The 23,106-nt window shown below is 65.9% G+C and carries 23 protein-coding genes and 1 tRNA gene; 14 read left to right on the forward strand and 10 right to left on the reverse strand.

Features of this window, described 5'->3' with window-relative positions:
• The first annotated feature begins 376 nt into the window (after positions 1-376).
• The 7 genes from EWE75_RS19600 to EWE75_RS19620 all read left to right on the forward strand — a co-directional run bounded on the left by EWE75_RS19600 (position 377) and on the right by EWE75_RS19620 (position 6,757).
• Entirely contained in the window at positions 377-2,404 is a 2,028-nt protein-coding gene (locus EWE75_RS19600; RefSeq protein WP_206364822.1) for a TonB-dependent receptor, read from the forward strand.
• A 641-nt stretch (positions 2,405-3,045) separates the two neighbouring features.
• The gene (locus tag EWE75_RS19605; protein ID WP_130159800.1) at positions 3,046-3,381 is read left to right on the forward strand and encodes a helix-turn-helix transcriptional regulator; all 336 of its coding nucleotides are present in this window, start codon (positions 3,046-3,048) and stop codon (positions 3,379-3,381) included.
• Positions 3,371-4,663: a type II toxin-antitoxin system HipA family toxin gene (locus EWE75_RS19610; protein ID WP_130159801.1), complete on the forward strand. Its 1,293-nt coding sequence runs from the start codon at positions 3,371-3,373 to the stop codon at positions 4,661-4,663. Before EWE75_RS19605 ends, EWE75_RS19610 begins: the two co-directional genes overlap by 11 nt.
• Positions 4,664-5,121: 458 nt before the next feature.
• On the forward strand, positions 5,122-5,283 hold the full coding sequence (locus tag EWE75_RS25145) for a DUF6771 family protein (protein WP_165388457.1): 162 nt from the start codon (positions 5,122-5,124) through the stop codon (positions 5,281-5,283).
• A 121-nt stretch (positions 5,284-5,404) separates the two neighbouring features.
• Complete coding sequence (locus EWE75_RS25665) at positions 5,405-5,635, forward strand: hypothetical protein (RefSeq protein WP_231708461.1); 231 nt, start codon at positions 5,405-5,407, stop codon at positions 5,633-5,635.
• 247 nt (positions 5,636-5,882) lie between these two features.
• The gene (locus EWE75_RS25670) at positions 5,883-6,212 is read left to right on the forward strand and encodes a transglutaminase-like domain-containing protein (protein WP_231708470.1); all 330 of its coding nucleotides are present in this window, start codon (positions 5,883-5,885) and stop codon (positions 6,210-6,212) included.
• 281 nt (positions 6,213-6,493) lie between these two features.
• Positions 6,494-6,757 (forward strand): helix-turn-helix transcriptional regulator, encoded by a 264-nt coding sequence (locus EWE75_RS19620; protein WP_231708462.1) that lies wholly within the window; start codon positions 6,494-6,496, stop codon positions 6,755-6,757.
• Here the strand turns inward: EWE75_RS19620 and EWE75_RS19625 are convergent.
• The 4 genes from EWE75_RS19625 to EWE75_RS19640 all read right to left on the reverse strand — a co-directional run bounded on the left by EWE75_RS19625 (position 6,738) and on the right by EWE75_RS19640 (position 11,125).
• On the reverse strand, positions 6,738-8,051 hold the full coding sequence (locus EWE75_RS19625) for a tyrosine-type recombinase/integrase (RefSeq protein ID WP_130159803.1): 1,314 nt from the start codon (positions 8,049-8,051) through the stop codon (positions 6,738-6,740). The genes EWE75_RS19620 and EWE75_RS19625 overlap by 20 nt on opposite strands.
• Before the next feature lie 156 nt (positions 8,052-8,207).
• A tRNA-Ile gene (locus EWE75_RS19630) sits at positions 8,208-8,283 on the reverse strand.
• Positions 8,284-8,332: 49 nt separating this feature from the next.
• Positions 8,333-9,343 (reverse strand): polysaccharide deacetylase family protein, encoded by a 1,011-nt coding sequence (locus tag EWE75_RS19635; protein WP_130159804.1) that lies wholly within the window; start codon positions 9,341-9,343, stop codon positions 8,333-8,335.
• A 3-nt stretch (positions 9,344-9,346) separates the two neighbouring features.
• On the reverse strand, positions 9,347-11,125 hold the full coding sequence (locus EWE75_RS19640) for a sensor histidine kinase (protein ID WP_231708463.1): 1,779 nt from the start codon (positions 11,123-11,125) through the stop codon (positions 9,347-9,349).
• A 167-nt stretch (positions 11,126-11,292) separates the two neighbouring features.
• Here EWE75_RS19640 and EWE75_RS19645 point away from each other — a divergent pair, with 167 nt between their 5' ends.
• The 3 genes from EWE75_RS19645 (at position 11,293) to EWE75_RS19655 (ending at position 12,473) form a co-directional block, all read left to right on the forward strand.
• Positions 11,293-11,760 (forward strand): Lrp/AsnC family transcriptional regulator, encoded by a 468-nt coding sequence (locus EWE75_RS19645; protein ID WP_130159805.1) that lies wholly within the window; start codon positions 11,293-11,295, stop codon positions 11,758-11,760.
• A gap of 81 nt (positions 11,761-11,841) precedes the next feature.
• Positions 11,842-12,087 carry an AbrB/MazE/SpoVT family DNA-binding domain-containing protein gene (locus EWE75_RS19650; protein WP_130159806.1) on the forward strand — a complete coding sequence of 82 codons (246 nt, stop codon included), beginning with the start codon at positions 11,842-11,844 and terminating at the stop codon, positions 12,085-12,087.
• Entirely contained in the window at positions 12,084-12,473 is a 390-nt protein-coding gene (locus tag EWE75_RS19655) for a type II toxin-antitoxin system VapC family toxin (protein ID WP_130159807.1), read from the forward strand. The genes EWE75_RS19650 and EWE75_RS19655 overlap by 4 nt, the downstream gene beginning before the upstream one ends.
• A 12-nt stretch (positions 12,474-12,485) precedes the next feature.
• Here EWE75_RS19655 and EWE75_RS19660 read toward each other — a convergent pair whose 3' ends face one another.
• Genes EWE75_RS19660 through EWE75_RS19675 form a run of 4 tightly spaced genes read right to left on the reverse strand, consistent with a single transcriptional unit; the run spans position 12,486 to position 18,047 of the window.
• On the reverse strand, positions 12,486-13,982 hold the full coding sequence (locus EWE75_RS19660; protein ID WP_130159808.1) for a Ppx/GppA family phosphatase: 1,497 nt from the start codon (positions 13,980-13,982) through the stop codon (positions 12,486-12,488).
• A complete protein-coding gene (locus tag EWE75_RS19665; RefSeq protein ID WP_130159809.1) occupies positions 13,979-16,156 on the reverse strand; it encodes an RNA degradosome polyphosphate kinase in 2,178 nt (725 codons plus the stop codon). Before EWE75_RS19665 ends, EWE75_RS19660 begins: the two co-directional genes overlap by 4 nt.
• Entirely contained in the window at positions 16,156-16,788 is a 633-nt protein-coding gene (locus EWE75_RS19670; protein WP_130159810.1) for an HdaA/DnaA family protein, read from the reverse strand. The genes EWE75_RS19665 and EWE75_RS19670 overlap by 1 nt, the downstream gene beginning before the upstream one ends.
• Entirely contained in the window at positions 16,785-18,047 is a 1,263-nt protein-coding gene (locus EWE75_RS19675) for a heavy-metal-associated domain-containing protein (protein ID WP_130159811.1), read from the reverse strand. The genes EWE75_RS19670 and EWE75_RS19675 overlap by 4 nt, the downstream gene beginning before the upstream one ends.
• 63 nt (positions 18,048-18,110) lie before the next feature.
• Here EWE75_RS19675 and purM point away from each other — a divergent pair, with 63 nt between their 5' ends.
• Genes purM through EWE75_RS19695 form a run of 4 tightly spaced genes read left to right on the forward strand, consistent with a single transcriptional unit; the run spans position 18,111 to position 20,743 of the window.
• Positions 18,111-19,205, forward strand: a complete 1,095-nt coding sequence (gene purM, locus EWE75_RS19680) for a phosphoribosylformylglycinamidine cyclo-ligase (protein ID WP_130159812.1) — start codon at positions 18,111-18,113, stop codon at positions 19,203-19,205.
• Positions 19,198-19,761 (forward strand): phosphoribosylglycinamide formyltransferase, encoded by a 564-nt coding sequence (purN, locus tag EWE75_RS19685; protein WP_231708464.1) that lies wholly within the window; start codon positions 19,198-19,200, stop codon positions 19,759-19,761. Before purM ends, purN begins: the two co-directional genes overlap by 8 nt.
• Positions 19,762-19,766: 5 nt before the next feature.
• Positions 19,767-20,144, forward strand: a complete 378-nt coding sequence (locus EWE75_RS19690) for an MmcQ/YjbR family DNA-binding protein (RefSeq protein WP_130159813.1) — start codon at positions 19,767-19,769, stop codon at positions 20,142-20,144.
• Positions 20,141-20,743: a hypothetical protein gene (locus tag EWE75_RS19695; protein WP_130159814.1), complete on the forward strand. Its 603-nt coding sequence runs from the start codon at positions 20,141-20,143 to the stop codon at positions 20,741-20,743. Before EWE75_RS19690 ends, EWE75_RS19695 begins: the two co-directional genes overlap by 4 nt.
• 221 nt (positions 20,744-20,964) lie before the next feature.
• On the opposite strand, the gene EWE75_RS19700 is transcribed toward EWE75_RS19695, so the two are convergent.
• A complete protein-coding gene (locus EWE75_RS19700; RefSeq protein ID WP_130159815.1) occupies positions 20,965-22,269 on the reverse strand; it encodes an SPOR domain-containing protein in 1,305 nt (434 codons plus the stop codon).
• A gap of 114 nt (positions 22,270-22,383) precedes the next feature.
• Positions 22,384-23,097, reverse strand: coding sequence for a ParA family protein (locus EWE75_RS19705; protein ID WP_130159816.1), 714 nt, complete (start codon positions 23,095-23,097; stop codon positions 22,384-22,386).
• Between the last annotated feature and the right edge of the window lie 9 nt (positions 23,098-23,106).

Consider the following 23,106-nt stretch of genomic DNA (forward strand, 5'->3'; position numbering starts at 1 on the left):
ATCGCTCCGTCACCGGAACTGCGCGGCTCACAGGACAATCTGCTCTCGGCGCCATCCGCGACCTCGTCGACGGCACCTTCGTCGTCGCCTGAGCACCACAACACTCACCAACCAGGTGAGCAGTTACCTTCTCGTTTTCAGGTGCTTGTACGTGCGAACGGATGGGGTCCCGCTTCGGCGCTTAACCACAGCTTGCGGTATCGACACTGCCGCCAGCGCGTCGGGCTATGATGGACCGCCCACATTGGGAGCTATACTGCAAATCCTTCTTTTGCTAATGCGAGGCGGTCGCATGCATTAAAGGGGATCAGAATTGGTTGTTCGTTGCTCGGCGCGAATGCGCATGGCTCTCGCTTGTGTCGCTGCACTGCCGTCCGTGGCCGCCGCCCAGACCACCGCCGGAAGCGGTAGGGACGGCGAGATCATCGTCACCGGCGAGCGTGAGGGGTACACGCCTGCCATCACCTCGGCCGCCAAGATCCCGGCCCCGCTACGCGATATCCCGCAATCGATCTCGGTCGTGCCGTCGCAGGTGCTGTTGGACCAGCGGGCGCTGTCGCTCCAGGATGCGCTGAAGAACGTACCGGGCGTTAGCTTTGCTGCCGGGGACGGCCAGCGCGACCAAGTGAACATCCGAGGCTTCACCGCCATCGCCGACCAGTTCGTCAACGGCTTCCGCGACGACGCCCTCTATTTTCGCGACCTTTCCAACACCGAGCGGGTCGAGGTCATCAAAGGTCCGGCGGCGGTCCTGTATGGGCGCGGCTCATCGGGCGGCCTCATCAACCGTGTTCTGAAACAGCCAGACGCGAACATCACGTCCGCCACTTTCTCGGTCGGGTCCTTCGCCACCAAGCGGGGTGAGTGGGACGTGGGGCGCTTCGATCCCAAGGGCGGCGTCGGATTTCGTCTGACCGGCGGATACGAGGACGACGACAGCTTCCGCGACCAGCAATTCCTCAAGCGCTTCGCGCTCGCACCGTCGCTTCTGCTCGGCGCCGACCGAGACACCACGCTCTACGTCGAAGCCGATTTCCTGCGTGACAAGCGGCTGATGGACCTTGGTATACCGGCCATCAACGGACGACCGGTCGATGTGCCGCGCTCGACATACTATGGCGCCGCCAACGCCCGCGAGGCCGATGCGACGACGAGCCGCGTACTGTCGCAGACCGTCATCATGACGCATCGCTTCTCAGACAGCCTGAGCTTTCGCGATGGCTTCCGCCACTACAACTACCAGCTCGATCGGCATAGCACGCTGCCTTCGGCGGTGAACGCGGCAGCCTTGACGGTCACGCTTCAGCACGGCCGCTTGAATCGAGACGAGGACGGCTGGTCCAACCAGGCCGAGCTGACGCAGAAACTGCGGTTCGCCGGCATGGAGCACACCCTGCTCTACGGCTTCGAGATCGGGCGTCAGGTGAAGGGCGCCGATACCTTCGCCTCGCGCAACGTGGCCACCACCTCCCTGTTCAACCCTGTGCTGCCGGTCGTGAACGACGCCAGCTTCACCGCGTTGAGCGCCAGCAGTAACACGACCTTCGATACACGCGGCCTCTACGTGCAGGATCTCGCCGATCTCGGCCACGGCTTCAAAGCGCTGGTCGGAGCACGGCACGACTGGTTCATCCAAAAAACCTACCAGCTCCTGCCCGGCCAGCCGAACCTCGCGCGCACCGACCGCAAGTGGAGTCCCCGCGCCGGCCTCGTGTTCCAGCCCGATGCCGCACAATCCTACTATGTCTCATGGAGCCGCAGTTTCCAGCCCTCCGCAGAAACGTTCGCACTTGCCGCCACGAATGCCGACATCGCGCCGGAAGAGACTATCAACAAGGAGGTTGGCGCCAAGTACACGCTCTTCGGCGGGCGACTGAACATCCAAGCTGCCGCGTTCGTCTTACGCCGCACCGGCATCAAGGGCAGCGACCCGCTTACGCCAACGCGTGTCGTGCCGATCGGAACGCAACGCACGCGAGGTATCGAGTTGTCCGGCCAGCTCGACTTGCCTTCCGGCTTCCAGGCCATCGCCGGCTACGCTTATCTCGACACGCGCGTGACCGCGTCGGCAACGCCCGCCTTCGTGGGGAAGCGAGCGACCATCACGCCGAAGAACGCGGTCAACGCTTTCCTCACAAAGACATTCGCAAGGCGCTTTGGCATTGGGGGCGGCATGAACTATGTGGGCGATCGTTGGGCTGACCCCGCCAACACCACGGTACTGCCGCACTATATGACGGTCGACGCGGTCGCCTGGGCTTGGATCGGGCCGGTTCGGCTCCAGCTCAACGCCTACAATCTCGGAAACATAAAATACATTGTCGCAGGCCACGGCACCTCGCCGCTGCTCAACCTGCCGGGCGCGCCACGATCAGTGCTTGGAACGGCGCGCATTACCTTCTGATGCGCTGGATCGAGCTTACGCACCACTGGCGGGGCGGAACGATCGGGCTGCTGCTGGCGATGATCGGTCTTCGGCACAATCCTCGTCCGTCGGGATGCCTGGACGACGGTGCCGCACAAGTATGATGCCATCGGCCAGAGCGCCGATCGCGTCGAGATCGCTGTGCCCACCGCCCCAGATGACGGCGCAGAGCGACTTGAGCTGATCACTTCCTCCCCGACTTCCACGTTGGGGCTGGCATCATAAGGACGCCATCACCGCTCTCCTCAACCACTTCCCGCTCGGTCCTGCCGCCGTTCAGTTCACAATATCAAGCCGGACGGCCTTCAGACGTAATCCTCTCCATGGACGGTCCCCCTCGCTTGAGGCTTCGACAGCTCGATCTGGCACATTGCGATGCCGTTGGGAGCCGTCCACCCCAACACCATGAAGCTCATTTACAATCTGTCCGATCTGCTCCGCTGACCCTGCCCATGAAGAAGCGTGTGCCCGAACCTGAAATGACCGATGTAGCGGTCTCAAAGACCCTTCGCGGCTGCTCTGCCGGTCATCACTTGATAATTGCAGCGCGCGTCGGTAAATGACCGAAATATCAGGCGCGAGACTATGTTGCGCCTGCCATCTCGGCCGCTGAGTAACATATGGCAGAACATGTTCGCACCTATTCCCGCACGACGCGCGAAGCGTTGGCGCTGCTCGGACGCGCGATCCGGCTTGCGCGCAAGCAGCGCAAGATGACCGAGGCTGACTTGGCGGCGCGCGTTGGGATTGCGCGCAGCACGCTCCAGCTAATCGAAAAGGGACAGCCGCGCGTCGAGATCGGGCTGGCATTCGAAGCCGCCGCCCTGCTCGGCGTCCCGCTCTTCGTTGACGAGCCGTCGCGGCTCGCGCCCGAAGTGTCGCGCCTCGACGACAAGCTGGCGCTGCTTCCCCAGTCGATCCGGCGGCCGCGCAAGGAGACCCGCGATGACTTCTGAGGCCGATGCCGGCCTGCCGGCCGCGACCGAGGCGTTCGTCTGGATCTGGCTGCCGGGGGCACTCGAGCCAGTCATCGCCGGGCGGATCGAGCGCGACGGCAACACTCATGTCTTCACCTATGGCCGCTCGTACCTTGAGCGGCAAAAAGCCATCCCGACCTTCTCACCCGAGCTCACGCTGGGACGCGGGGCAATCGCGCCAAACCCGCCGCTCGATATGGCGGGTTGTCTGCGCGACGGCGCACCCGATGCCTGGGGACGGCGGGTTATCATCAACCGGCTGACCGGCCTGCAGGGCGACGCGGCACAGAATGTCGACTTCAACGAGTTGACCTTCATGCTCAATTCGGGATCGGACCGGATCGGCGCGCTCGATTTCCAGCGCTCGCCCGATCGCTATGCGCCGCGCGAGCAGGACAATGCGACGCTCGAGGAGTTGCAGGATGCTGCTGGGCATGTCGAGCGCGGCGAGCCGATTCCGGCGGGGCTTGAGAAAGCGCTGTTTCATGGCAGCTCCATCGGCGGCGCGCGGCCCAAAGCGCTGATCGAGGACGGAGACACCAAGTTCATCGCCAAATTCTCGGCGTCGAACGACACCTATGCCGTCGTCAAATCCGAATATGTCGCGATGCGGCTCGCCGAGCGGGTCGGCCTCAACGTCGCGCCGGTCGTCCTGACGACAGCGAACGGCAAGGATATATTGCTCGTCCAGCGTTTCGACCGGGCCAAGGCGCAAGGCGGTTGGACGCGCAAGGCCATGGTGTCGGCGCTCACCATGCTCGGGCTGACCGAACTTCAGGCCCATTATGCAAGTTATATCGACCTTGCGCAGATCGTGCGCGCGCGCTTCGTCGCGCCGCGCGAGACTTTGCGAGAGCTTTTCGCGCGGATGGTGTTCAACATCCTCGTCGGAAACACCGACGATCATGCCCGCAATCACGCGGCCCTGTGGGACGGCGCGACACTAGCGCTGACGCCAGCCTATGACATCTGTCCGCAAGGGCGCAACGGCCGCGAGGCGAACCAGGCGATGGCGGTGATCGGCGACGATCGGCGCAGCCTGCTCGAACATTGCCGGCTGTCCGCGCAATCCTTCTTGCTCAGCGACGTCGAGGCGCGCGACATCATCAATAGCCAGGCGAGCGTGATCGTCGCCGGCTGGCCCGAGTTCTGCGACGAGGCCCAGCTCTCGCAGGTCGACCGCGCCTATTTCTGGCGGCGGCAGATCCTCAACGATTATGCGTTTGACGGCTATGCGGATGGGAAGCCGGCGGGATGGTAAGGCTGCGTAGTCAAGCTAAGCGACAGCCGATCACAAAAACTGACGTGAAAGAATGCGGAGTGTGCACTGCTGAACCAACGCAATATAACCGGTTACCAGCCGAGGCCCGGTAGGTCACATACACGCCACCGCCCTGCTGAGCTGCGAGATCGAAGACCGTCGACTATCTGTTTGGTCATGGGCTCGAAGCGCTGATTGGACGGTGGCGGCTCACGTCGATCAATCTTGCGATCGTGGCGGGCATGATCGTCGTAATAGGCTTGATGATCTGGCTGGTGCGAAAGGTGTGGAGCGCGGCGTAGCCGCTCCAGCCAGCCATCAAACGCAGACCCAGTCGACCAACTGCTGCAACCCACCGATAGGCTCCCGCATGCTGTGAGCTTCGGGAACTCGCCGAACTGCGGTCGAACACGCATTCGTAGTTGCCAGGAACGACGATCTGCCCACATAGCTCCGCAATGGAAGACACACTTCAAGCGACGATCACCGCCATCATCGCTCGCGCGCCTGAATGGGTTCGCCAGGAATTTTTCTCGAAGGAAGCGGCCATCCGCAGCCGCGCGGAGGAAACGCTCGCTGCCATGATCGCGAATGCACTGGCGAAACCCGATCAAGAGTAATTTCGGCGACTGCGTTCGGCGGGACGACTCGAACTAATCGTTGAGGGCACTCGCACGCCTTAACCGCTGTCAGACCTAATATTGTCGCGACACACATTGCGCGGAGACGGCATTGCCGAGGATGCGCAAATCGCCCGCAGCGCGCATTCCGCGAAACAAGCAACCACTCAAGCTGTCGGGGGTGTTCTTCCGGCGAGGCACCATGCTCATCCGCGCTGGTTACACGCTGGCCTTCGAATGCGACGCGGCGACCCCGCTGATCGCGATGCTCAACATCCATCCCTCGCGACTAGCTGACTTACCGACGCCTTACGAGATGTCCACCGGCGCAACGAGCGATCGGGAGGACTAGCGGGATGCCTTCGGCAATATCTGCACCCGTCTGATCCTGCCACTCGGCATGACATCACTTTCGTGCGACAGAAGATCGCGGAGAGCCAAATCCGCAGCATCGCGCCGATCAGCAGCCCGTCAAGCAACGCCCGGCCGACGTCCTCGCCTATACCCTCGGCAGCCGCCATTGCGCTACCGATCGCCGGACATCCGAAGCCTGGTATCTGTTCGGCGGGATCGCGCCGGGATCGGCGCGCGTCCGCGCGATCGTCGATTTCGTCCACGAGCATCGATGTACGGCTATTGCTATGCCCGCGCCCATACGAACCGCTTACGAAGCCTATCAGGAGCGAGTTGGCGTCTGCCGCGATTTCGCTCATCTCGCGGTTGCCTTATGCCGCTGCATGAACATCCCCGCGCGCTATTGCAGCGGCTATCTCGGCGACATCGGCGTACCGCCGGTCGATGTCGCGATAGATTTCCATGCGTGGTTTGAGATGTATCTCAACGGCGAATGGCATACATATGACGCGCGCGACCGCATCCCGTGGATCGGTCGACAAAAATATCATTTAGAATCAATGCGAAATGATTGAGTCGAGGAAAATCGCACCCATCTCAAAGCCAGCTACGGCGCATTCAGCGGCATTTACGAACAACGAGAGAGGTGCCGAAACTAACTGAGATATAGGTCAGCGATTCGACCAGCTGATGCGTCTGCGAACTCGATCCATAGCATGCCCTCCGCTCACCTTCTCAGTCGTCGGAGAACCGAGATCAGTCGCCGCAGCCTAGCGGGAATTTCCCTTGCATCGAAGGTCGCCCGCCGCCACATTGGCTGCGGCGGACGGACCTTCTTATGACGAAGGATCCTCGCGTGACCAATCTTCCATCTGATCCAACCAAACAGCCTGGTTTCTCGACTGCGGCCGCATCCATAATCAAAGACCGGCGAAAGGATTCGCTCCTTCGCATCAAGGCGGTGAAAGCCCGTACCGGCCTGTCGGTGGCGACCATCTACAGGCGTGAAAGCGATGGTTCCTTTCCGAAACGGACCGCCATCGGCCGCAGATGCGTCGGCTGGTATGAGAGCGACATAGAAGACTTCGTCGCCGACCCGCTCAACTATCGGCGTCCTTGATCACGAGGTCGAGCGGTGAAGGGAGGCCGCCTGAGATCATGTCGGCCCAGATCTGAAGTAATGCCGCGCGCGGCTTGTAATAGCGCGCCCGGTTATAGGCCCATTCTGAGGCCGACATTCCTTGGGGGACATGCGCGAGGATCATGTCGATAATCAGCCGGTCTCCGTCGCGCTCCAGTTCCGCGGCCCGCTCATTCATGAGCGTCGAGAAAGACGTGCGCCAGCCATGAGGAACCATTCTACCCTTAAAACCGCCCCCACGCATGCGCTTGTAGAGCGAGCTCAGAGCAGCGTCGGTCATCGGTTCGCGCCAGGACTTGGCGTGAGGGAAAAGATACCTCGAACTCGCCGTGAGTATCCGTACCGCCCGTAGTGTCTCGATGGCTTGGGTCGAAAGCGGCACGTCGTGACCAAAGGCGATATTCCCCTTGTCTTCGACCTCAAGCTTCATTCGTTCGGACGAGATACGCCAGACCGGTCGCGAACAGGGCGAGTCGGGGCGGGACCAGTCAATCCCATCGAACTCGTCCCACGTGGCCGCGCGAAGTACCCCGACCCGGACCTGCGTCAGGGCGAGGAGGCGAGATGCGAGTTTGACCAGCAACCCGCCGGTAGAGCGATCGACCGTCAGTTGGAGATCCAGCAGCGCCGTGAGGCTCGTTAGGGCGGGCATCCGGCGACCGCGAGGACTAGGTTTCAGGGCGTCGCGGATGTCATCGATTTCGTGAAGAGCTTCGCGCCCGACGAGGCGCTCACCTTTGGCCCGATTGACGATGGCGCGAATGTAACCGCGTACCCGCTTCGCCGTTTCTATCGATCCGCGTTGCTCGATCTTACGGAGGGCGTGGAGAACCATCGCGCCATCGATGCTGGCGATCGGCGTTACACCGAAGCATGGATAGATATCATTCTCGAGCCGGTGGCGGACTCGTTTGGCATTAGCGGGCGACCAAAGCGGGCGCTGCTCTTCTAGCCAGATCTCAGCAATTTTCTTGAAGGTGGCCTCTGTGGCGGTAATCTGGGTCTGCTTTTGACGCTTGGCTTCCACCACTGGGTCTTTGCCCGCGCGGATGAGCGTGCGCGCTTCGTCGTGCAGAGCGCGTGCGTCTGCCAGACCTATGTCGGGAAAGCGCCCAATCGTGAGCAGGCGCTCCTTGCCACCGAAATCATATTTGTAGCGCCAGGACTTCGTGCCGCTGGCGGCAACAAAGAGATAAAGGCCTTGCCGGTCAGTAAGTTTGTAAGGTTTGCCGCGCGGGTGAGCCGCATTGATGGCAGCAAATGTAAGAGTCATCGATACCCCGTTTTCGGATCTCGATACCCCGCCAAATACCCCCCGATTCGTGAGATACTATGATGCATTATGGCAACACATGAGAAGAATGACATAGGAAAAGTCCTTGAAAACAAGGATTTTTCTATATCACATGTAAGCCATGATCGGGAGAGATGGTGGGCCCGGCAGGACTCGAACCCGCAACCTAGCCGTTATGAGCGGCCAGCTCTAACCATTGAGCTACAGGCCCCACCGATTGCCCCGTTAGCGGATGCGAAGGCGCGGTGGCAAGGCATGGCTCATCCCGCCGCAGCGATCAGCGCGTCGAGCGATGCCGGACGGATGCCGCGCCGGTCGAGATCGGCGAGCACCGCCTGCCACCAGCCATGAAAGCGCGCCAGATCGGCGGCGTCGCGCACGTACGGCGTGTGGCCGGGCGCAAGCGAGGGTGAGTGGAACGCGAAGTTGAGCACGCGAACCCCCTCGCCCACCGCGATCGCGATCGCCTCCAGCGCGTCGGCGAGCGGCATGTCCTCGGGCGTGAGCGCGATGCGCGAAACGAGGCGCAGTCGCGCCGCCAATCCCCGCCCCTTCGGCACCTTGCCCAGCGCATCGTACAGCCGCGCACCGCCACGCCGCAGCCCGCCGGTGAAGACCGTCGTCAGCGGCAGTTCGACGATCACCTTGTTCGGGCCGCAACGGAACGCAGCATTGCCGATCGCGCCGAAATCCGGCCCGCCATCGGCGGAATAGCGATAGCGCGCGCGCATCGAGCTATCGAGCCGATACCCCCGCGCGGCGAGCAACCGTAGCGTCGCCGGGCCGATGCCATAGCGCCCGGCGCGATACGCAATCGGCCGCCGTCCGAACGCCGCTTCGATCGCATGGGTCAGCGTATCGAGCTTGGCCGCCTCGGTCGCCTCGGGCAGATTGCCGGCGTAACTGTTGGCCGGCGTCAGAGGTTCGTCGAACGGCGGATTGACCCACGCGTGCAATTGCGCGCCCACCGCCGAAACCCGATCCGTCAGCAATCCGCGCAGAACGTCACCCGCCCGCGCATCGGTCGCGATCGGATAATCGACCATATAGGTAAGCGGTACGCCATGATCGGCGAAGCGGCGGTGCGCCTCGGGCAGCGCCGCCACCGACGCGAGCGTGTGGCCAGTGCGCGCCAGCGGCGCGGTCCAGTCGAACTCCTCCTCGGTATCGACGAACACGGTGAAGCGCGTGCCGAAATCGTCCGGCCATGCGACCAGATCGTCGGCGTGCGGCGGCTCCGGCCGGAACCCGGGCAGTTGCGCGCGCGCCACGATCTAGTTTGAGAAAGCCTGTCCCATTCCGGCACTTACGGCGGCGGGCAGCCGCAAAGTCAAGGCCGCGTCGCCCAGCGTCAGCGATCCGCCGAGTTCGCCCGCCAGATTGCGCGCCAGCCGCAGCGCGAAGCCGGTGCCGAGCAACGGCGCACCGACTTGCTCGGCCTCGGCCTCGGCATCGATCCGCAACAGCCCCTCGGCGGCATATGCCGCAAGCGAGCGCGGGCGATCGAACACGATCACCGCCTGCATATCCTCGCCCCGCGCGGCGACGCCGATCCGCTCGCCGGCCTCGGTCGAGGCGACCAGCGTGGCGAGCAACCGCCCGATCAGCCGCTCCACCGCGCGGTCGTCGCCGGCGATGACAAGATCGGGCGCGGCGTGGCAGTCGATCGTCGCCGAGCGCAGATCGGCGAGCGGCGCGAGATCGCCCACGATCCGCGCGAGCAGCGGCGCGAGCGGCACCGCATCCTGCCGCAGATCGAGCGCGCGCGTGTCGATCCGCGCCGCCATGTCGATATCGTCGATCGCGCCGAGCAGCGCATGGACCTGATCGCGGATCGCCCCGGCGCGCCCACGATAGACCGGCGGCACCGGCCCGAGCATCTCGGATTCGATCATCTCGGCGAAACCGGCGATGGCGTTCGCCGGCGTGCGAAGTTCGTGGACGAGCTGGCGCAGCGCGTCCGGCCCGGCGCGGCCACGGTCGCGCGACAGTTCGGCGCTTTCCTCCACGCGCGGCCGGCGTGCCGAGCCGCGATAGCCAGTGAAGCGCCCGCTCGCCCGGTCAAACACCGGCGCCGCGCTGATCCGCCACTGCCCCGCCGCGTCCGACGTGCCGGCGACGACGAGCCGCGCATTGGCGAACCCCGAGCGCCGCCGGAACGCGCCCGACGCGACCCCATCGATCGCCGCGCCCTCACCGACCTGATCGAGCGACAGCCCGATCAGCGGCGCGCGCGACACCCCCTCGATCCAGCGGATCGTGCCGCTGGCGTCGGTCTCGAACTGGAAACCGCGCGCCTCGACAGGCGGCAGCGCGAACATTTCGGCCTGGATCGGCGCTCCATTCTCATCGCGCTCGCGGTGGAACGCGTCGAGCCGCGCGACCAGATCGGCGATCTCGAAGGTGCCGTCGGCGGCGGGCGTGGGCGGTGCGTTCTGCTGGCGCAGCGCCTCGGCAACCACCGGCAGGCCCTGCGCGATGCTGGCGATCGACGCGAACGAGGACTCCGACACGGGCACAGGCTCGATCGCCGGCCCCCCCTCGGATGCGCGGACGGCCGGCTCGTGCCCGGCATCGACCGTAGCCAACGCCTCGGGCGACGCGCCCAGCACGAAATCGACGCTGCCGAACGCCTGCAGCGCGCGCAGCACGCCGGCGGGCAGATCGCGGCGATGGCGCAACACCGAGCGGCCGACCGAAGACAATCCCGGCAGCAATCCGATCCAATCCCGCTCGTCGAGCCGCGCGGTGCGCAGCACGGGCGCGGCGATCGCAGCGTCATCCTCGGTGAACACCCGCACCAGCGCCGCCGGCGGTGTGGCATCGGCCAGCGCGCGCGCGCTGGCGGCACGCACCGCCGCAGGCACCGCGCCCCGCAACGTACGCAGCCGGGCGATCGCCTCCGGCGTCGCTTCGGCGCGCCCCCGGCCAATCAGATCGACGAGCTGCCGCCATGCCGACTGCGCGCCGAACGGCGTCGACATATCGGCCGAAAGCACCGTTTCGAGACTGTCGTCGAAGCGCAACCCGCAAATACCCTTTAGATGACGCACGCCGGGACGACCCGCGCTGTAATGAATCCTTAACGCGCGTGAAGCGCCACTGGAATAGCTGATTTTCGACCGGTCGCAATGTGGGACAATTGCGTTCTCTCGCAATTATCTTATGATAAAGCACCTTCAGGCATTGGAAAACATATGTTTAAGCGGAGCAGCTCGTAATGGCGTTCGACCAGATCGATCGGCGGATTCTCGAATTGCTACAACGCGACGGACGGATGACCAATGTCGAACTCGCCGAGCGCGTCGGCCTCACCGCGCCGCCGTGCCTGCGCCGGGTCCGCGCGCTGGAGGAAGCCGGCGCGATCCGGGGCTATCACGCCGATCTCGATGCCGCAACGCTCGGCTACCCGATCACGGTGTTCGCGATGGTCTCGCTGCGCAGCCAGGCCGAGCAGGATCTCGCCGCGTTCGAGGCACACATCGCGACCATCCCCGAAATCCGCGAATGCCACATGCTCAACGGCGAGATCGACTTCATCCTCAAGATCGTCGCGAGCGACCTCAAGGGCTTCCAGGAAATCCTGATGACCCACCTCACCCCCGCCCCCAACGTCGCCAGCGTCAAGACCTCGCTGACGATCCGCACCGCCAAGGCGCTGCCGGGGATTCCGGTTCGGGTTGGATGAACCAAGAAGCGCGTTCGTTGCGCCCAATCTCGCTTGAGCCTAAACGGGCACGAGGTTGCCCTGAATGATGGGAGTGGCGCGATGACGGTTCAGGTCAGTATCACCCCGACGGGCCAAATGTGTCTGCCCGCAGACATCCGCCGGAAAATGGGATTGGCCGAGGGCGGTCAGGTCTGGCTCGAAGAAACCGAGGACGGCCTCGTGCTACGCACATCGGCTCAGGCGGTCGCGCACGCGCAAGCGCTCGCCAAGCGCTTCACCGATGGCAAACCGGAGGCGTCAGTCGATGCGTTTCTCGCTGGCCGCCGCGCCGCCAGCGGCGAATGAGCAGAGTTGTACTCGACGCATCCGCACTGATCGCAATGGTGAAAGGCGAGGCCGGCGCGACGCTCGTCGCCGAAGCGATCTCCGGTTCCCGGATGAGTTCGGTCAATTATGCCGAGGTGGTCAGCCACTTCATCCATGCCGGCATGCCCGAGCGCGAGATCGATATCATGCTCGATTCGTTGCCGATCGATGTGGTTCCGCTCGACAAAGACACCGCTAAACGCGCGGGACGCCTGCGCACCGCCACGGCTTCAGCCGGGCTGTCGTTGGGTGATCGCTGCTGTTTGGCACTGTCCATTCAAGAGGCATTGCCGGCATGGACAGCAGACAAGGTCTGGCAGAACATAGCGGATGCCATTGGAGCCGAAGTCCTCGTCATCCGCTGATCCCGACGCCCCTCAAGCCGTAAAGATCGCCGTCCGCCCCAGTGCCACCGCCAGCGCGGTATGCCGCCGCTCGACTGCCTCGCTGTACAGCGCCCGGTCCGTGCTCGGCGCACTCAGCACCACCGCGCCGCCCTCGTCGCTCAGTCGCGTCCGCCGCAGCGGCCCCGCGAGGCCACCGCTCAGCCGCTGGCCGAGCCGCATCGCCAGCCCCCAGCCGATCGCGCGCTTGAGGTCCGCCGGCGGCGCCAGCACGCCGACCGGGTCCGGCACCGCGATCCCGCCGCCGAGGCTGGTGAACAGTGCCTGCGCCATCAGCGCACGCCCGCGCCCATCGATGCCCACCCAATTGCCGTGCAGCGCAATCTCGACGCCGCGTTCGGCGCGGAAATCGGGGTTGGCGCGCCAGCCGACATCGGCGAGCAGGCACGCCGCCAGCCGCAGCCTTGCCATCGCCGGCGCGTCCTGAACGAACAGCGGCGCGATCCAGCCGTCGAGAAGATCGCCATGTTCGGCGAAGCGCCCGTGCCGCCGCCCCTCGTCGCGCGCCGCCACAATCAGCGGGTCGAGCGCGCGCGTCGCCGGATCGAGCGCCTGATACAACAGCCCTTCGCGCAGACCATAAGCCGAGACGATCGTGCGCTCGCACTTGAGTTGCTTGAGCAGCACCGCCAGCACCGCCGTCGCGTCGCTCAGCGTGCCCGCGCGCCCCGATTGCAGCCCGGGCACCGCGCGCAGCCAGCTCTTGTTGACCTGCGCGATCGTGCGGCTCATCCGCGTGATCGCGCCGCGCGGCATCGCATATTGGTGGATCACCGGCAGCGGATAGCCGCGCAGATGCATATCGAGCCGCGCCATCGAACGCCACGATCCGCCGACCAGATACAGCGGTAACCCCTCGCCGCGCCCGCTCCAGCCGACCGCTTCGATCAGCCGCGCGACCTGCCGCTGAAGCGCGCCCGGCCCCTTGGCCCGGATCGCGGCGACGCGCAGCACGCCGAGCGGAAACGAAACCCGGTCCTGCACCGCGCCGCCCGAAACGCGGATCAGTTCGAGGCTGCCACCACCCAGATCGCCGACGATGCCGTCCGCCTCGGGGATCGCCGACAGCACGCCATAGCCCGCGCCGATCGCCTCTTCCTCGCCCGACAGTGTTTCCACCTCGAGCCCCGCCGCCGCAGCGATAGCGAGCAGCTTGCCGCCATTGCTGGCGTCGCGGACCGCAGCGGTGGCGACGGTGCGGAGTTGGTCGACCTCCATCTCGCGTGCGACCGCAGCGAAGCGGTGCAGCGCGTCCTTCGCCATGCGCAGCGAACCCCGCGTGATCGCCCCGTTCACCGCCAGCCCGCGCCCCAGCCCGGCCATCACCTTCTCGTTGAACAGGATCGCCGGCAATCGCGCCGGCCCCTGATAGACGACGAGGCGAATCGAATTCGAACCGATATCGACGATCGCGGTACGCGGCTCGCTCACACCATCACCCTTGGGCTTGCCGAACAGCGCCACGCTCAGCGCGTGCGCCGCAGCGACAGCTTGGGCACCGCGTCGCTCGCGGTCAGCGCGGCGCCGCGCCCGGACAGCGACGGGTTGGTCATGAAGTAGCGGTGCAGATTGAACGGCCGGTCGCCGGGATCGTCGCGAACATAGCTGCCGTCGGGCTGCAATTCCCAGCTCTGTTCGTTGTCGATCAGATTGGCGACCATCACCTGATCGAGAATCTGGTCGTGGACGGTCGGGTTCTCGATCGGCAGCATATATTCGACGCGCCGGTCGAAATTGCGCTGCATCCAGTCGGCCGAGGAGATGAAGATCTTGGCGCCGTCATTGGGCAGCGCCTTGCCGTTGCCGAAACACCAGATCCGGCTGTGTTCAAGGAAGCGGCCGATCACCGATTTGACGCGGATGTTCTCGGACATGCCGGGCACGCCGGGGCGCAGGCAGCAAATGCCGCGGATGATGAGGTCGATTTCGACCCCGGCGTTGCTCGCCTCGTACAATTTCTCGATCACGGCGAGATCGACCACCGAGTTCATCTTCGCCCAGATCGCGGCGGGATTGCCGGCCAGCGCGTTGGCGATCTCCGAATCGATCAGCCGCAACAGCCGTGGCCGCAGGTCGCGCGGGGAGAGGCTCACCTTGGTCATGCCGGTCGGCTCGATATAGCCGGTGACATAGTTGAACATCTGCGCGGCATCCCGCCCGATCGCGGGATCGGCGGTGAAGAAGCTCAAATCCGTGTAGATGCGCGCCGTGATCGGGTGGTAATTGCCCGTGCCGAAGTGGCAATAGGTACGGTACTGCCCGGCCTCGCGGCGCACCACCATCGATACCTTGGCGTGCGTCTTCCAGTCGATGAAGCCATAGACGACCTGAACGCCGGCACGCTCCAGCGCGGAGGCCCAGAGCAGATTCTGCTCCTCGTCGAAGCGCGCCTTCAGCTCGACCACCGCCGTCACCGATTTGCCCGCCTCGGCCGCCGCGATCAGCGCGTTGATGACGGCGGATTGCTTGCCGGCCCGGTACAGCGTCTGCTTGATCGCGACGACATCGGGGTCGGCCGCCGCCTGTCTCAGAAACGCGAGCACCACCTCGAACGTCTCATACGGGTGGTGGACGACGATATCCTTGGCGCGGATCGCCGCGAAACAGTCCCCGGCGAATTCGCGAATCCGCTCGGGAAAGCGCGGCGAGAACGGCGGGAACTTGAGATCGGGCCGGTCCTCGTCGACCAGCGCATCGAGATCGCCGACCCCGAGGAAAGCACCGCTTTCGGTGACGAACGCGTCCGGTCCGCCGAGTTCTTCGCGCAGCACCGCACCGAGCACCTCTGGCATGCCGCTTTCGAGTTCGAGCCGGATCACGCGCCCGCGCCGACGCCGCTTGATCGCATTGGCGAAGTAGCGGACGAGATCCTCGGCCTCTTCCTCGATCTCGATGTCGCTGTCGCGCAGCACGCGAAACTCGGCGCCGCCGAGTACGCGGTAGCCGGGGAAGATCAGCGGCGCGAACCGCTTCACCAGCGATTCCACCGCGACATAGCGCACCATCTCGCCCGGTATGCGCAGGAAGCGCGGCATCGGCGCCGGCAGCATCACCAGCTCGCGGATCGGCTCATCGTCCGATTCGCGGACCAGGTCGAACATCACCGCCAGCCCCTTGTTGGGCATGAACGGGAACGGATGTGCCGGGTCGAGCGCCTGCGGCGTCAGGATCGGGAAGATCTGCTCGCGAAACTGCGTTTCCAGCCAGCGCAGTTCGTCCGCCGTCACCGATTCGTCGATCGTGCGCGAACTCAGCACGACGATGCCGGTCTCGGCGAGCAGCCCACGCAGCTCGCGCCAGACGGTGCGCTGGCGCTCGATCAGCTCGTCCGCCTCGCCGACGATCGCGGCGAGCTGCTGGCTGCTGTTGAGCCCGTCGAGCGACCGCTGCGTGACCTCCTGCAACTGCTGGCCCTTGAGGCCGGCGACCCGCACCATGAAGAATTCGTCGAGGTTCGATCCCGAGATCGACAGGAAGCGCAGCCGCTCCAGCAGCGGATGCGCGGGGTTGCGCGCTTCCTCCAGCACGCGGCGGTTGAACGCCATCCACGATAGCTCGCGGTTGAAATAGCGATCGTTGCCCTCCGTCGCGGCGAAAGGATCTTCGTCATTGTCGATGCGGGCGATGTGCGCGGGTCGAGTCATCAGGAGTCTGCCGATTCGGTTTGGGTGCCGTCGATCAGCCCTGCCTCGGCCAAGGTGGCGCGTGCAAGCGCGATCGACAGCCGTTTGCGGCTGCCCAGCACCGCTTCGTCGAGCACGTCGACCGCGCGCAGCAGTGCGACATGCGTGCGCTCGATCCGCCGCACCAGCCATTCGATCAGGTCGGGCCGGGCATCTAGGCCACGCCGGTAGAATTGCCGCTCGAACAGCGCGCGCATCAGCGCCTCGTCGGGCTCGCCGAGCCGCAGCGTCGGGCTGGCGATCAGTCGCGAGCGCAGATCGGGCAGCCGGATCGCCCATTCGGGCGGGGCCGCATAGGCGACGATCACCACCGGCTTGCGGGTTTCCTGCGCGCGGTTCCACGCATGGAAGATGTCGGCTTCCTTCTGCTGCTCGGCATCGTCGATCAAATGGCCACCGGCCTTGGCGGCGAAGATCCGGGCGAGCAGGCTGCGCCCCGATTTGCGCGGGCCGGTCACCACCACCGCCGCGACCGGCCAGGTGCTCCAGTGTTCGAGCTGCTGGATCGCGCGTTCGTTCGATTGGGTTACCAGAAACTCATCGTCACGCGGGTCCGCCGGCCACTCCAGGGGCAAAGCGAGTTGCGCGCTCACCCCGGATTACCGTCGCTCGCCTGCGCGCGGCGGATGCGGATCGTCGTGCCCGATCCGTTCACGACCCAGCCCTTCGCCTCCAGTTGCGCGCGGAACAGCGCCGGATCGGCATCATAAGCGACTCGCATCACCGAAACCCCGCCGAGCGCGAGGCTGGTGGTGACGGCGCTGCGCACCCCGGTCAGGCTGCGGAGCGCCGCTTCGGTGGCGGTGACAGCCGCCGCGCCGGGGGTATCGACCTGCACCGTGATCGCCACCGTCGCGGTGTCGCCTGGCGAAAGCGTGATCGCGCCGCCGGGCACCACCGCCGCATCGGTCGGCATGTCGCTCGGGGTCGGCGTGGGGGTCGGCGTCGGCGCGACCGGCGGCACGTAGGCAAGGCTCGAATCGGGTTGCAACCCGCCCGAGCGCAAGTCCGCCTGATACGCCGCGTCGATCCGCTTCACACCCTCGTCGAGCAGCAACGGCAGCGCATCGGCATTGCCGACGCGCAGCGTGAAGCGCGTGACGACCTTGTTGTCCGGCCCGTGCCGCGCCTCGAACGCGCCGATGATCGGCCCGCCCGGCCACTGCCGCGACAGCCGCACGATCGGCACGAGGACGTCGTTCGACCCATATTGATCGAGCACGATCCGCCACCACGCCCGCCCCGGCCGAGTCGTCTGGCCAAGGTTGAGCAGCAGCGCATCGTTGCCGGTGCCGCTCGGCCGCACATAATCGATCGAACTGTTGCCGCTGCGGAACCGGCTCCACGCCTGCGCCCACGGACTGTCCTGCTCGAAGGCGATCGCCGCACCACCCGAATAGGCGATCGGGATCGTCAGCATCGAGGTCGAGCGCTGCTCCTGATCCGCCACGCCGAGCAACGCGCCCGCCCGCGCTCGGCTGAACAGCACGCCCAATCGCGCGACATAGCGATTCGGCCCGATCTGCTCGTTCTCGATGATGATCCCCGACACCATCGAATCGAGCGTCCCGTCGGAAACCCCGCCCGCGCTCGACCCGAGCCGTGCGGCGAGCATCTGCCAGCCCTTGCGCTGCGCCAGCCGCCAGCCGGCATAGCGCGCGGCGTCGGCATTGCCCGCGCTCACATCGACGCGAATCCCGCCGACCTCATAGCTGCCCGATCCGTCACCGATCGCGCCCGATGGCGAGGGCGGCGCCGGCGGCGCGGCATCCTGGGCAAGCAGCAAGCCACCGCTGGCGACGAGCGCCGATGCGACGAGGAACTGGAACGGGCGGGAAAGGCGCGGGGGCATGTCGGCGCCCTTTTGGCGAAGCAGACGTGGAAATCCAAGCAGGATATGGCTAGGCGACGCAGTATGAGCGACAAACCTTATACATATGCGCAGGCCGGCGTCTCGATCGCGGCCGGAAATGCCCTCGTCCGCGCCATCGCCCCGCTGGCGAAAGCGACGCGCCGCCCCGGCGCCGACGCCGATCTCGGCGGCTTCGGCGGTTTCTTCGATCTCAAGGCGGCTGGCTTCGTCGATCCGCTGCTGGTCGCCGCCAATGACGGCGTCGGCACCAAGCTCAAGCTCGCCATCGATTCGGATCACCACGACGGCGTGGGCATCGATCTCGTCGCGATGTGCGCCAACGATCTCATCGTGCAGGGCGCCGAACCGCTGTTCTTCCTCGATTATTACGCGACCGGCAAACTCGAAGCCGGCGTCGCCGAGCGCGTCGTCGCCTCGATCGCGCAAGGCTGCCTGCAAGCCGGCTGCGCGCTGATCGGCGGCGAGACCGCCGAGATGCCCGGCATGTACGGCCCCGGCGATTACGATCTCGCCGGCTTCTGCGTCGGCGCGGTCGAGCGGGACCGCGTACTGACAGGCAAGGATATCGCGGCGGGTGACGTGGTGCTCGGCCTCGCGTCGACCGGCGTGCATTCGAACGGCTTCTCGCTGGTCCGCCGCCTCGCCGCCGACAAGGGCTGGAAGCTCGACCGCCCCGCCCCGTTCGATATCGACACGTTGCTGATCGACGCGCTGATGGCGCCGACCCGCATCTACGTGAAGAGCCTGCTGCCCGCGCTTCGCGTCGGCCGAATCAAGGGCCTCGCCCACATCACCGGCGGCGGTCTGCTCGAAAACATCCCGCGCGTGCTGCCCGACGGCACCCACGCGATGATCCACGCCGATGCATGGGAGCAGCCCCGGCTGATGGCGTTCCTGCAAGCGCAGGGCGGCATCGAGCCGGGCGAGATGGCACGCACCTTCAACTGCGGCATCGGCATGGCCGTGGTGGTCGCTGCCGAAGACGCCGACGACGTGACGGCGATGCTTGAAGGCGCGGGCGAATCCGTGTTGCGCATCGGCGAGATCGTCGCGGGCGAGCGTGGCTGCACCGTCAACGGCCGCATCGAGACCTGGGGCGGCCGCGAGGCCTGGTCGGCGACGCATCTGCATGGCTGACCGCAAGCGCGTCGGCATCCTCATCTCGGGCCGAGGCTCGAACATGATGAGCCTCGTCGCGGCGGCGCACGACGCCTATGAAGTCGCGCTGATCGCCTCGGACAAGCCCGATGCCGCCGGTCTCGGCTGGGCGAAGGCGCAGGGCCTCGCCACCTGGGCGCTCTCGCCCAAGGGCATCGGCAAGCCCGCCTATGAGGCCGCGCTCGACGCCGCCTTGCGCGAGGCGGGCGTCGGGACGATCGCGCTCGCCGGCTATATGCGGCTCCTCTCCGATGATTTCGTCACGCGCTGGCGCGGCCGCATTATTAACATCCACCCCTCGTTGCTGCCCAAATACAAAGGCCTCGACACCCACGCCCGCGCGATCGAAGCGGGCGACTCCCACGGCGGCTGTTCGGTCCATGTCGTCACCGAGGAACTCGACGGCGGCGCCGTGCTCGGCCAGGCCGAAGTGGCGATCGAACCCGGCGACACTGCCGAAACGCTCGCCGCGCGCGTGCTAATCGCGGAGCATCGCCTTTACCCGCGCGTTCTGGCAGACTTCGTAAAGAGGTGAGTCCGATGAGCCCCGATCCAGAAGTCCCCCTCGCCCGTGTCCGGTCCTACTGCCTCGCACTGCCCGAGGCTGAGGAACGGCTGTCGCATGGTTCGCCCGGTTTCCTGATTTCGGGCGGCAAGTTCTTCGCCTATTTCTGGCACAACCACCATAATGACGGCGAGACGGTCGCGATCGTCCGCACCACCGGCCATGACGAGCAACAGATGCTGATCGAGAACGATCCGGCCTTCTATTACGCGCCGCCCTATCTCGGCACGTTCGGCTGGGTAGCGATGCGGCTCGACGGTGCCGATCTCGATTGGGATCGTGTCGATGACCGGATCGCGGCAAGCTGGGAACTCGCCGCGCCCGAGCGACTACTGGAAGCAGGTGGACGATGAGCGAACCCAATGCCACCGAACGCGCCGAAGCCCGCGCGATTCGCAAACGCTGGGTCACGCTGGCGGAGATCGTCGCGGTCGCCGGCTTGCTGATCTCGGCGACCACCGCCTGGCTGAGCTGGTCCGACCGGCGCAGCGAAGAGCATGAAAAACAGATCGAGAAAGTCACCGAGGCTCGCACCCGAACGCTCGTCCGCCTCACCGCCACCCCCGAACACGGCGGCGCGAGCATCGCGCTCAAGGACGCCGAGCATGACGTGCAGAGCGTCGACATCCGTTTCCCGAAGGCGCTCGGCGTGGCACCGCAGAACAGCATCCTCAGCCCGCATGTCGAAGCCGACTGGGTCGCCAAGCCGCTGCTCGAAGCGACCAAGGATGGCCCCGACAAACGCGAGGGCCGCCTGCCGATCCTCGTCGCCGCAAGCTATTGGGATGGCGACCAGCAACGCACCGACACGGCGATCTACGATCTCGTCTGGGAGACAGAAGGCGGGCTGATCTGGGGCCACAAGCTCAAGCTGAAGGGCCTGATGCTACGCGAACGCACCGCCTCCGCCGCGCGGCTCGACGGGCTGTGGAAAGTGGAGAAGCCCCGTTAAAGCATGATGACGATTAAGTAGCTCCGTTCGTCCTGAGTAACCACCGAGTAGCCCGTAGGGCATATCGAGGTGGTGTATCGAAGGACAGACCCCGCGCGCTACACCTGTGCTTCGATACGTGCTCTCGATACGGCGCAAGCGCCTACTCGATCACTACTCAGCACGAACGGATAGGGGCATCATGCTCTAACGATCCTCTCCACTGCGTGGGGAGGATCAGATCACCGCGACGCCAGTTCCGCGCCCGGCTTCACCCAGCCGGCAAGCTGATCGCCCGCACCCGTCCGAACGAAACACCGCCCGCCAGCCGCACGATAGGACAGGCACAGCTTCACCGCATCGCCACGCGCATAGCCGCCGAGCGAGAGCCGGTAGAAACTCCCCGCCCCGGCCTTGACGGTCGCGCCCTGCGGCGTTTGCCCCGCGAAGCGCGGGAACTGCCGCGCGGCACGCTTCCACGCATCCTGCGCGACGCTGGCGTTGTCGAACGCACCAAGCTGGACATAGAATTTGCCGGCAGCGAGCGCACGCGGCGCGGCTTCCACCGGAGCCGCTTTGGCGACGGCTTTCGGCGCGGGCACCGCCTCGGGCTTGGCCGCGAGCGGCTGGACGATTTCTTGACGCGCGGCGAACTGCACCGCCGGCACGCCGGTATTGAGCGACGGCGCGGCATCGGGCGCGGCGGTGGTCGGTGCAGGCGCTGCGGCAACCTCGACCGGCGCAGGCGCGGCCGGCGCTGGCGCGGCCTCGACCGGCGCGGCACTCGCCACCGCTACAGGTGCGGCAACGTTGAGCGCCAGCGCGGCCGGACGCCCCTTGTCCACCACCGCCGTCACGCCGAGCAGCGATGCGACCTGATCGGACGCCGCCTTGGGCCGCGCGAACGCGCCCCATTCGACGATGCGCTTGTCGGCATCGGCGGCGGCGAGATCGAGCCCGACCACCGCGCGCGCCTCGGTCCAGCGCCCGGCGAGCGCCAAGCTCAGCGCGAGGTTCTGGCGAGTCTTGATATTCGCCGCATCGGCCCGCGACGCGCTGGCGAGCAGATCGACCGCCGCCGCCGGATCACCCGCCAGCGCGATCGCGAGGCCACGGTCGCTGACCGGGATCGTGTCGGCATGCGCGGCGAGCGTCTTGCGCGCCGCGTCCCAATCGCCGGTCGCGATCTGCGCCAGCGCGAGATTGAGCGCGGCCTTGCCGTTGCCGGCATCGAGCGCGAGCGTATCGCCGAACGCATCGCGCGCCGAGGTGAACCGCCCCGCCTTCAGATAGGATTGGCCGAGCAACATGCGGAACTCGGCCGATTCGGGGGCGGCCAGCGCGGCACGTTCGGCATGTTTGACGGCATCGTCACCCTTGCCGCGCGCCAGCAGCGCGCGCGCCTTGCCGGCTTCCGCCGCTGCCTTGCGCGCGTCGCCGCCCTGCTTGTGGCTGCCGGCGAAAGCCACGCCCTGCACCCCGCCCGCCAGCGCGCCGCCGAGCAGCAGCACCGATCCGGCCAGGGAAATGATCGCACGCGTCTTCATCGAATCTCTCCAACCGAGTGCGAGCGCAGTGGCACGTTGCCCACCCGCGCCCCGCCGTCGGGATTGCCGTTCAAAAATCGGTCGAGCGCACGCCCGAAGCCGGCGCCGGTCATCTCAGTTCACCACCCGGCGACCGAAGCCGCCGCTCACCGGCCGTTGCCCGAACGCGCCGGTCGCTGGGGGCGCGGCGAACACGGTGCGGCGGAAATTCTTTTCGAGCCGATCCGATACGTAGCGCCACAATGCTTCGATCTCGGCGGTCGACGGGCTCTCGGCATCGCGTTCCATCACGGTGCCGCCATCGACCATCGCGGCCGCGAAATCGGCGCGATGGTGGACGAGCACCGGCGCGACGATGCCGTGCCGCGACAGCGCCATCGTCGTCTCGGTGGTGAGGCGCGCGTCGGGCGTCGCGCCGTTGACGACGAACAGCAACGGCTTGCCCGCGCGCTCGCACAGATCGACCGTCGCGCCGACCGCGCGCAGATCGTGCGGGCTGGGCCGGGTCGGGATGACGATCAGCTCGGCGAGCGCGATCACGCTCTGGATCGCCGTCGTGATCGCGGAAGGCGTGTCGATCATCGCCAGCTTGAAGCCTTGCAGGCGCAGCACCTCCAGATCGGCAGCGAGCCGCGCCACCGTCGTCCGCGCGAACGCCGGGGTATCGCCGGTGCGGTCGTTCCACCAATGCGACAGCGAGGCTTGCGGATCGATGTCGATCAGCACCACCGGCCCCGCCCCGGCACGCTCGGCCTGAACGGCGAGATGCCCGGTCAGCGTGGTCTTGCCCGACCCGCCCTTCTGTGATGCCATCGCGACAACGCGCATGTGCCCCGT

Origin of the sequence: Sphingomonas populi (assembly GCF_004208535.1) — a bacterium.
In the GTDB taxonomy this organism is placed as follows: Bacteria; Pseudomonadota; Alphaproteobacteria; order Sphingomonadales; family Sphingomonadaceae; genus Sphingomonas; species Sphingomonas populi.

Excerpts from the sequence above, each read along its gene's own strand:
- EWE75_RS19605 (WP_130159800.1), top strand. The coding sequence starts at position 3,046 with ATGGCAGAACATGTTCGCACCTATTCCCGCACGACGCGCGAAGCGTTG.
- EWE75_RS19610 (WP_130159801.1), top strand. The coding sequence starts at position 3,371 with ATGACTTCTGAGGCCGATGCCGGCCTGCCGGCCGCGACCGAGGCGTTC.
- EWE75_RS25145 (WP_165388457.1), top strand. The coding sequence starts at position 5,122 with ATGGAAGACACACTTCAAGCGACGATCACCGCCATCATCGCTCGCGCG.
- EWE75_RS25665 (WP_231708461.1), top strand. The coding sequence starts at position 5,405 with ATGCGCAAATCGCCCGCAGCGCGCATTCCGCGAAACAAGCAACCACTC.
- EWE75_RS19625 (WP_130159803.1), bottom strand. The coding sequence starts at position 8,051 with ATGACTCTTACATTTGCTGCCATCAATGCGGCTCACCCGCGCGGCAAA.
- EWE75_RS19645 (WP_130159805.1), top strand. The coding sequence starts at position 11,293 with ATGGCGTTCGACCAGATCGATCGGCGGATTCTCGAATTGCTACAACGC.
- EWE75_RS19650 (WP_130159806.1), top strand. The coding sequence starts at position 11,842 with ATGACGGTTCAGGTCAGTATCACCCCGACGGGCCAAATGTGTCTGCCC.
- EWE75_RS19655 (WP_130159807.1), top strand. The coding sequence starts at position 12,084 with ATGAGCAGAGTTGTACTCGACGCATCCGCACTGATCGCAATGGTGAAA.
- EWE75_RS19665 (WP_130159809.1), bottom strand. The coding sequence starts at position 16,156 with ATGACTCGACCCGCGCACATCGCCCGCATCGACAATGACGAAGATCCT.
- EWE75_RS19675 (WP_130159811.1), bottom strand. The coding sequence starts at position 18,047 with ATGCCCCCGCGCCTTTCCCGCCCGTTCCAGTTCCTCGTCGCATCGGCG.
- purM (WP_130159812.1), top strand. The coding sequence starts at position 18,111 with ATGAGCGACAAACCTTATACATATGCGCAGGCCGGCGTCTCGATCGCG.
- purN (WP_231708464.1), top strand. The coding sequence starts at position 19,198 with ATGGCTGACCGCAAGCGCGTCGGCATCCTCATCTCGGGCCGAGGCTCG.
- EWE75_RS19690 (WP_130159813.1), top strand. The coding sequence starts at position 19,767 with ATGAGCCCCGATCCAGAAGTCCCCCTCGCCCGTGTCCGGTCCTACTGC.
- EWE75_RS19695 (WP_130159814.1), top strand. The coding sequence starts at position 20,141 with ATGAGCGAACCCAATGCCACCGAACGCGCCGAAGCCCGCGCGATTCGC.
- EWE75_RS19700 (WP_130159815.1), bottom strand. The coding sequence starts at position 22,269 with ATGAAGACGCGTGCGATCATTTCCCTGGCCGGATCGGTGCTGCTGCTC.
- EWE75_RS19705 (WP_130159816.1), bottom strand. The coding sequence starts at position 23,097 with ATGCGCGTTGTCGCGATGGCATCACAGAAGGGCGGGTCGGGCAAGACC.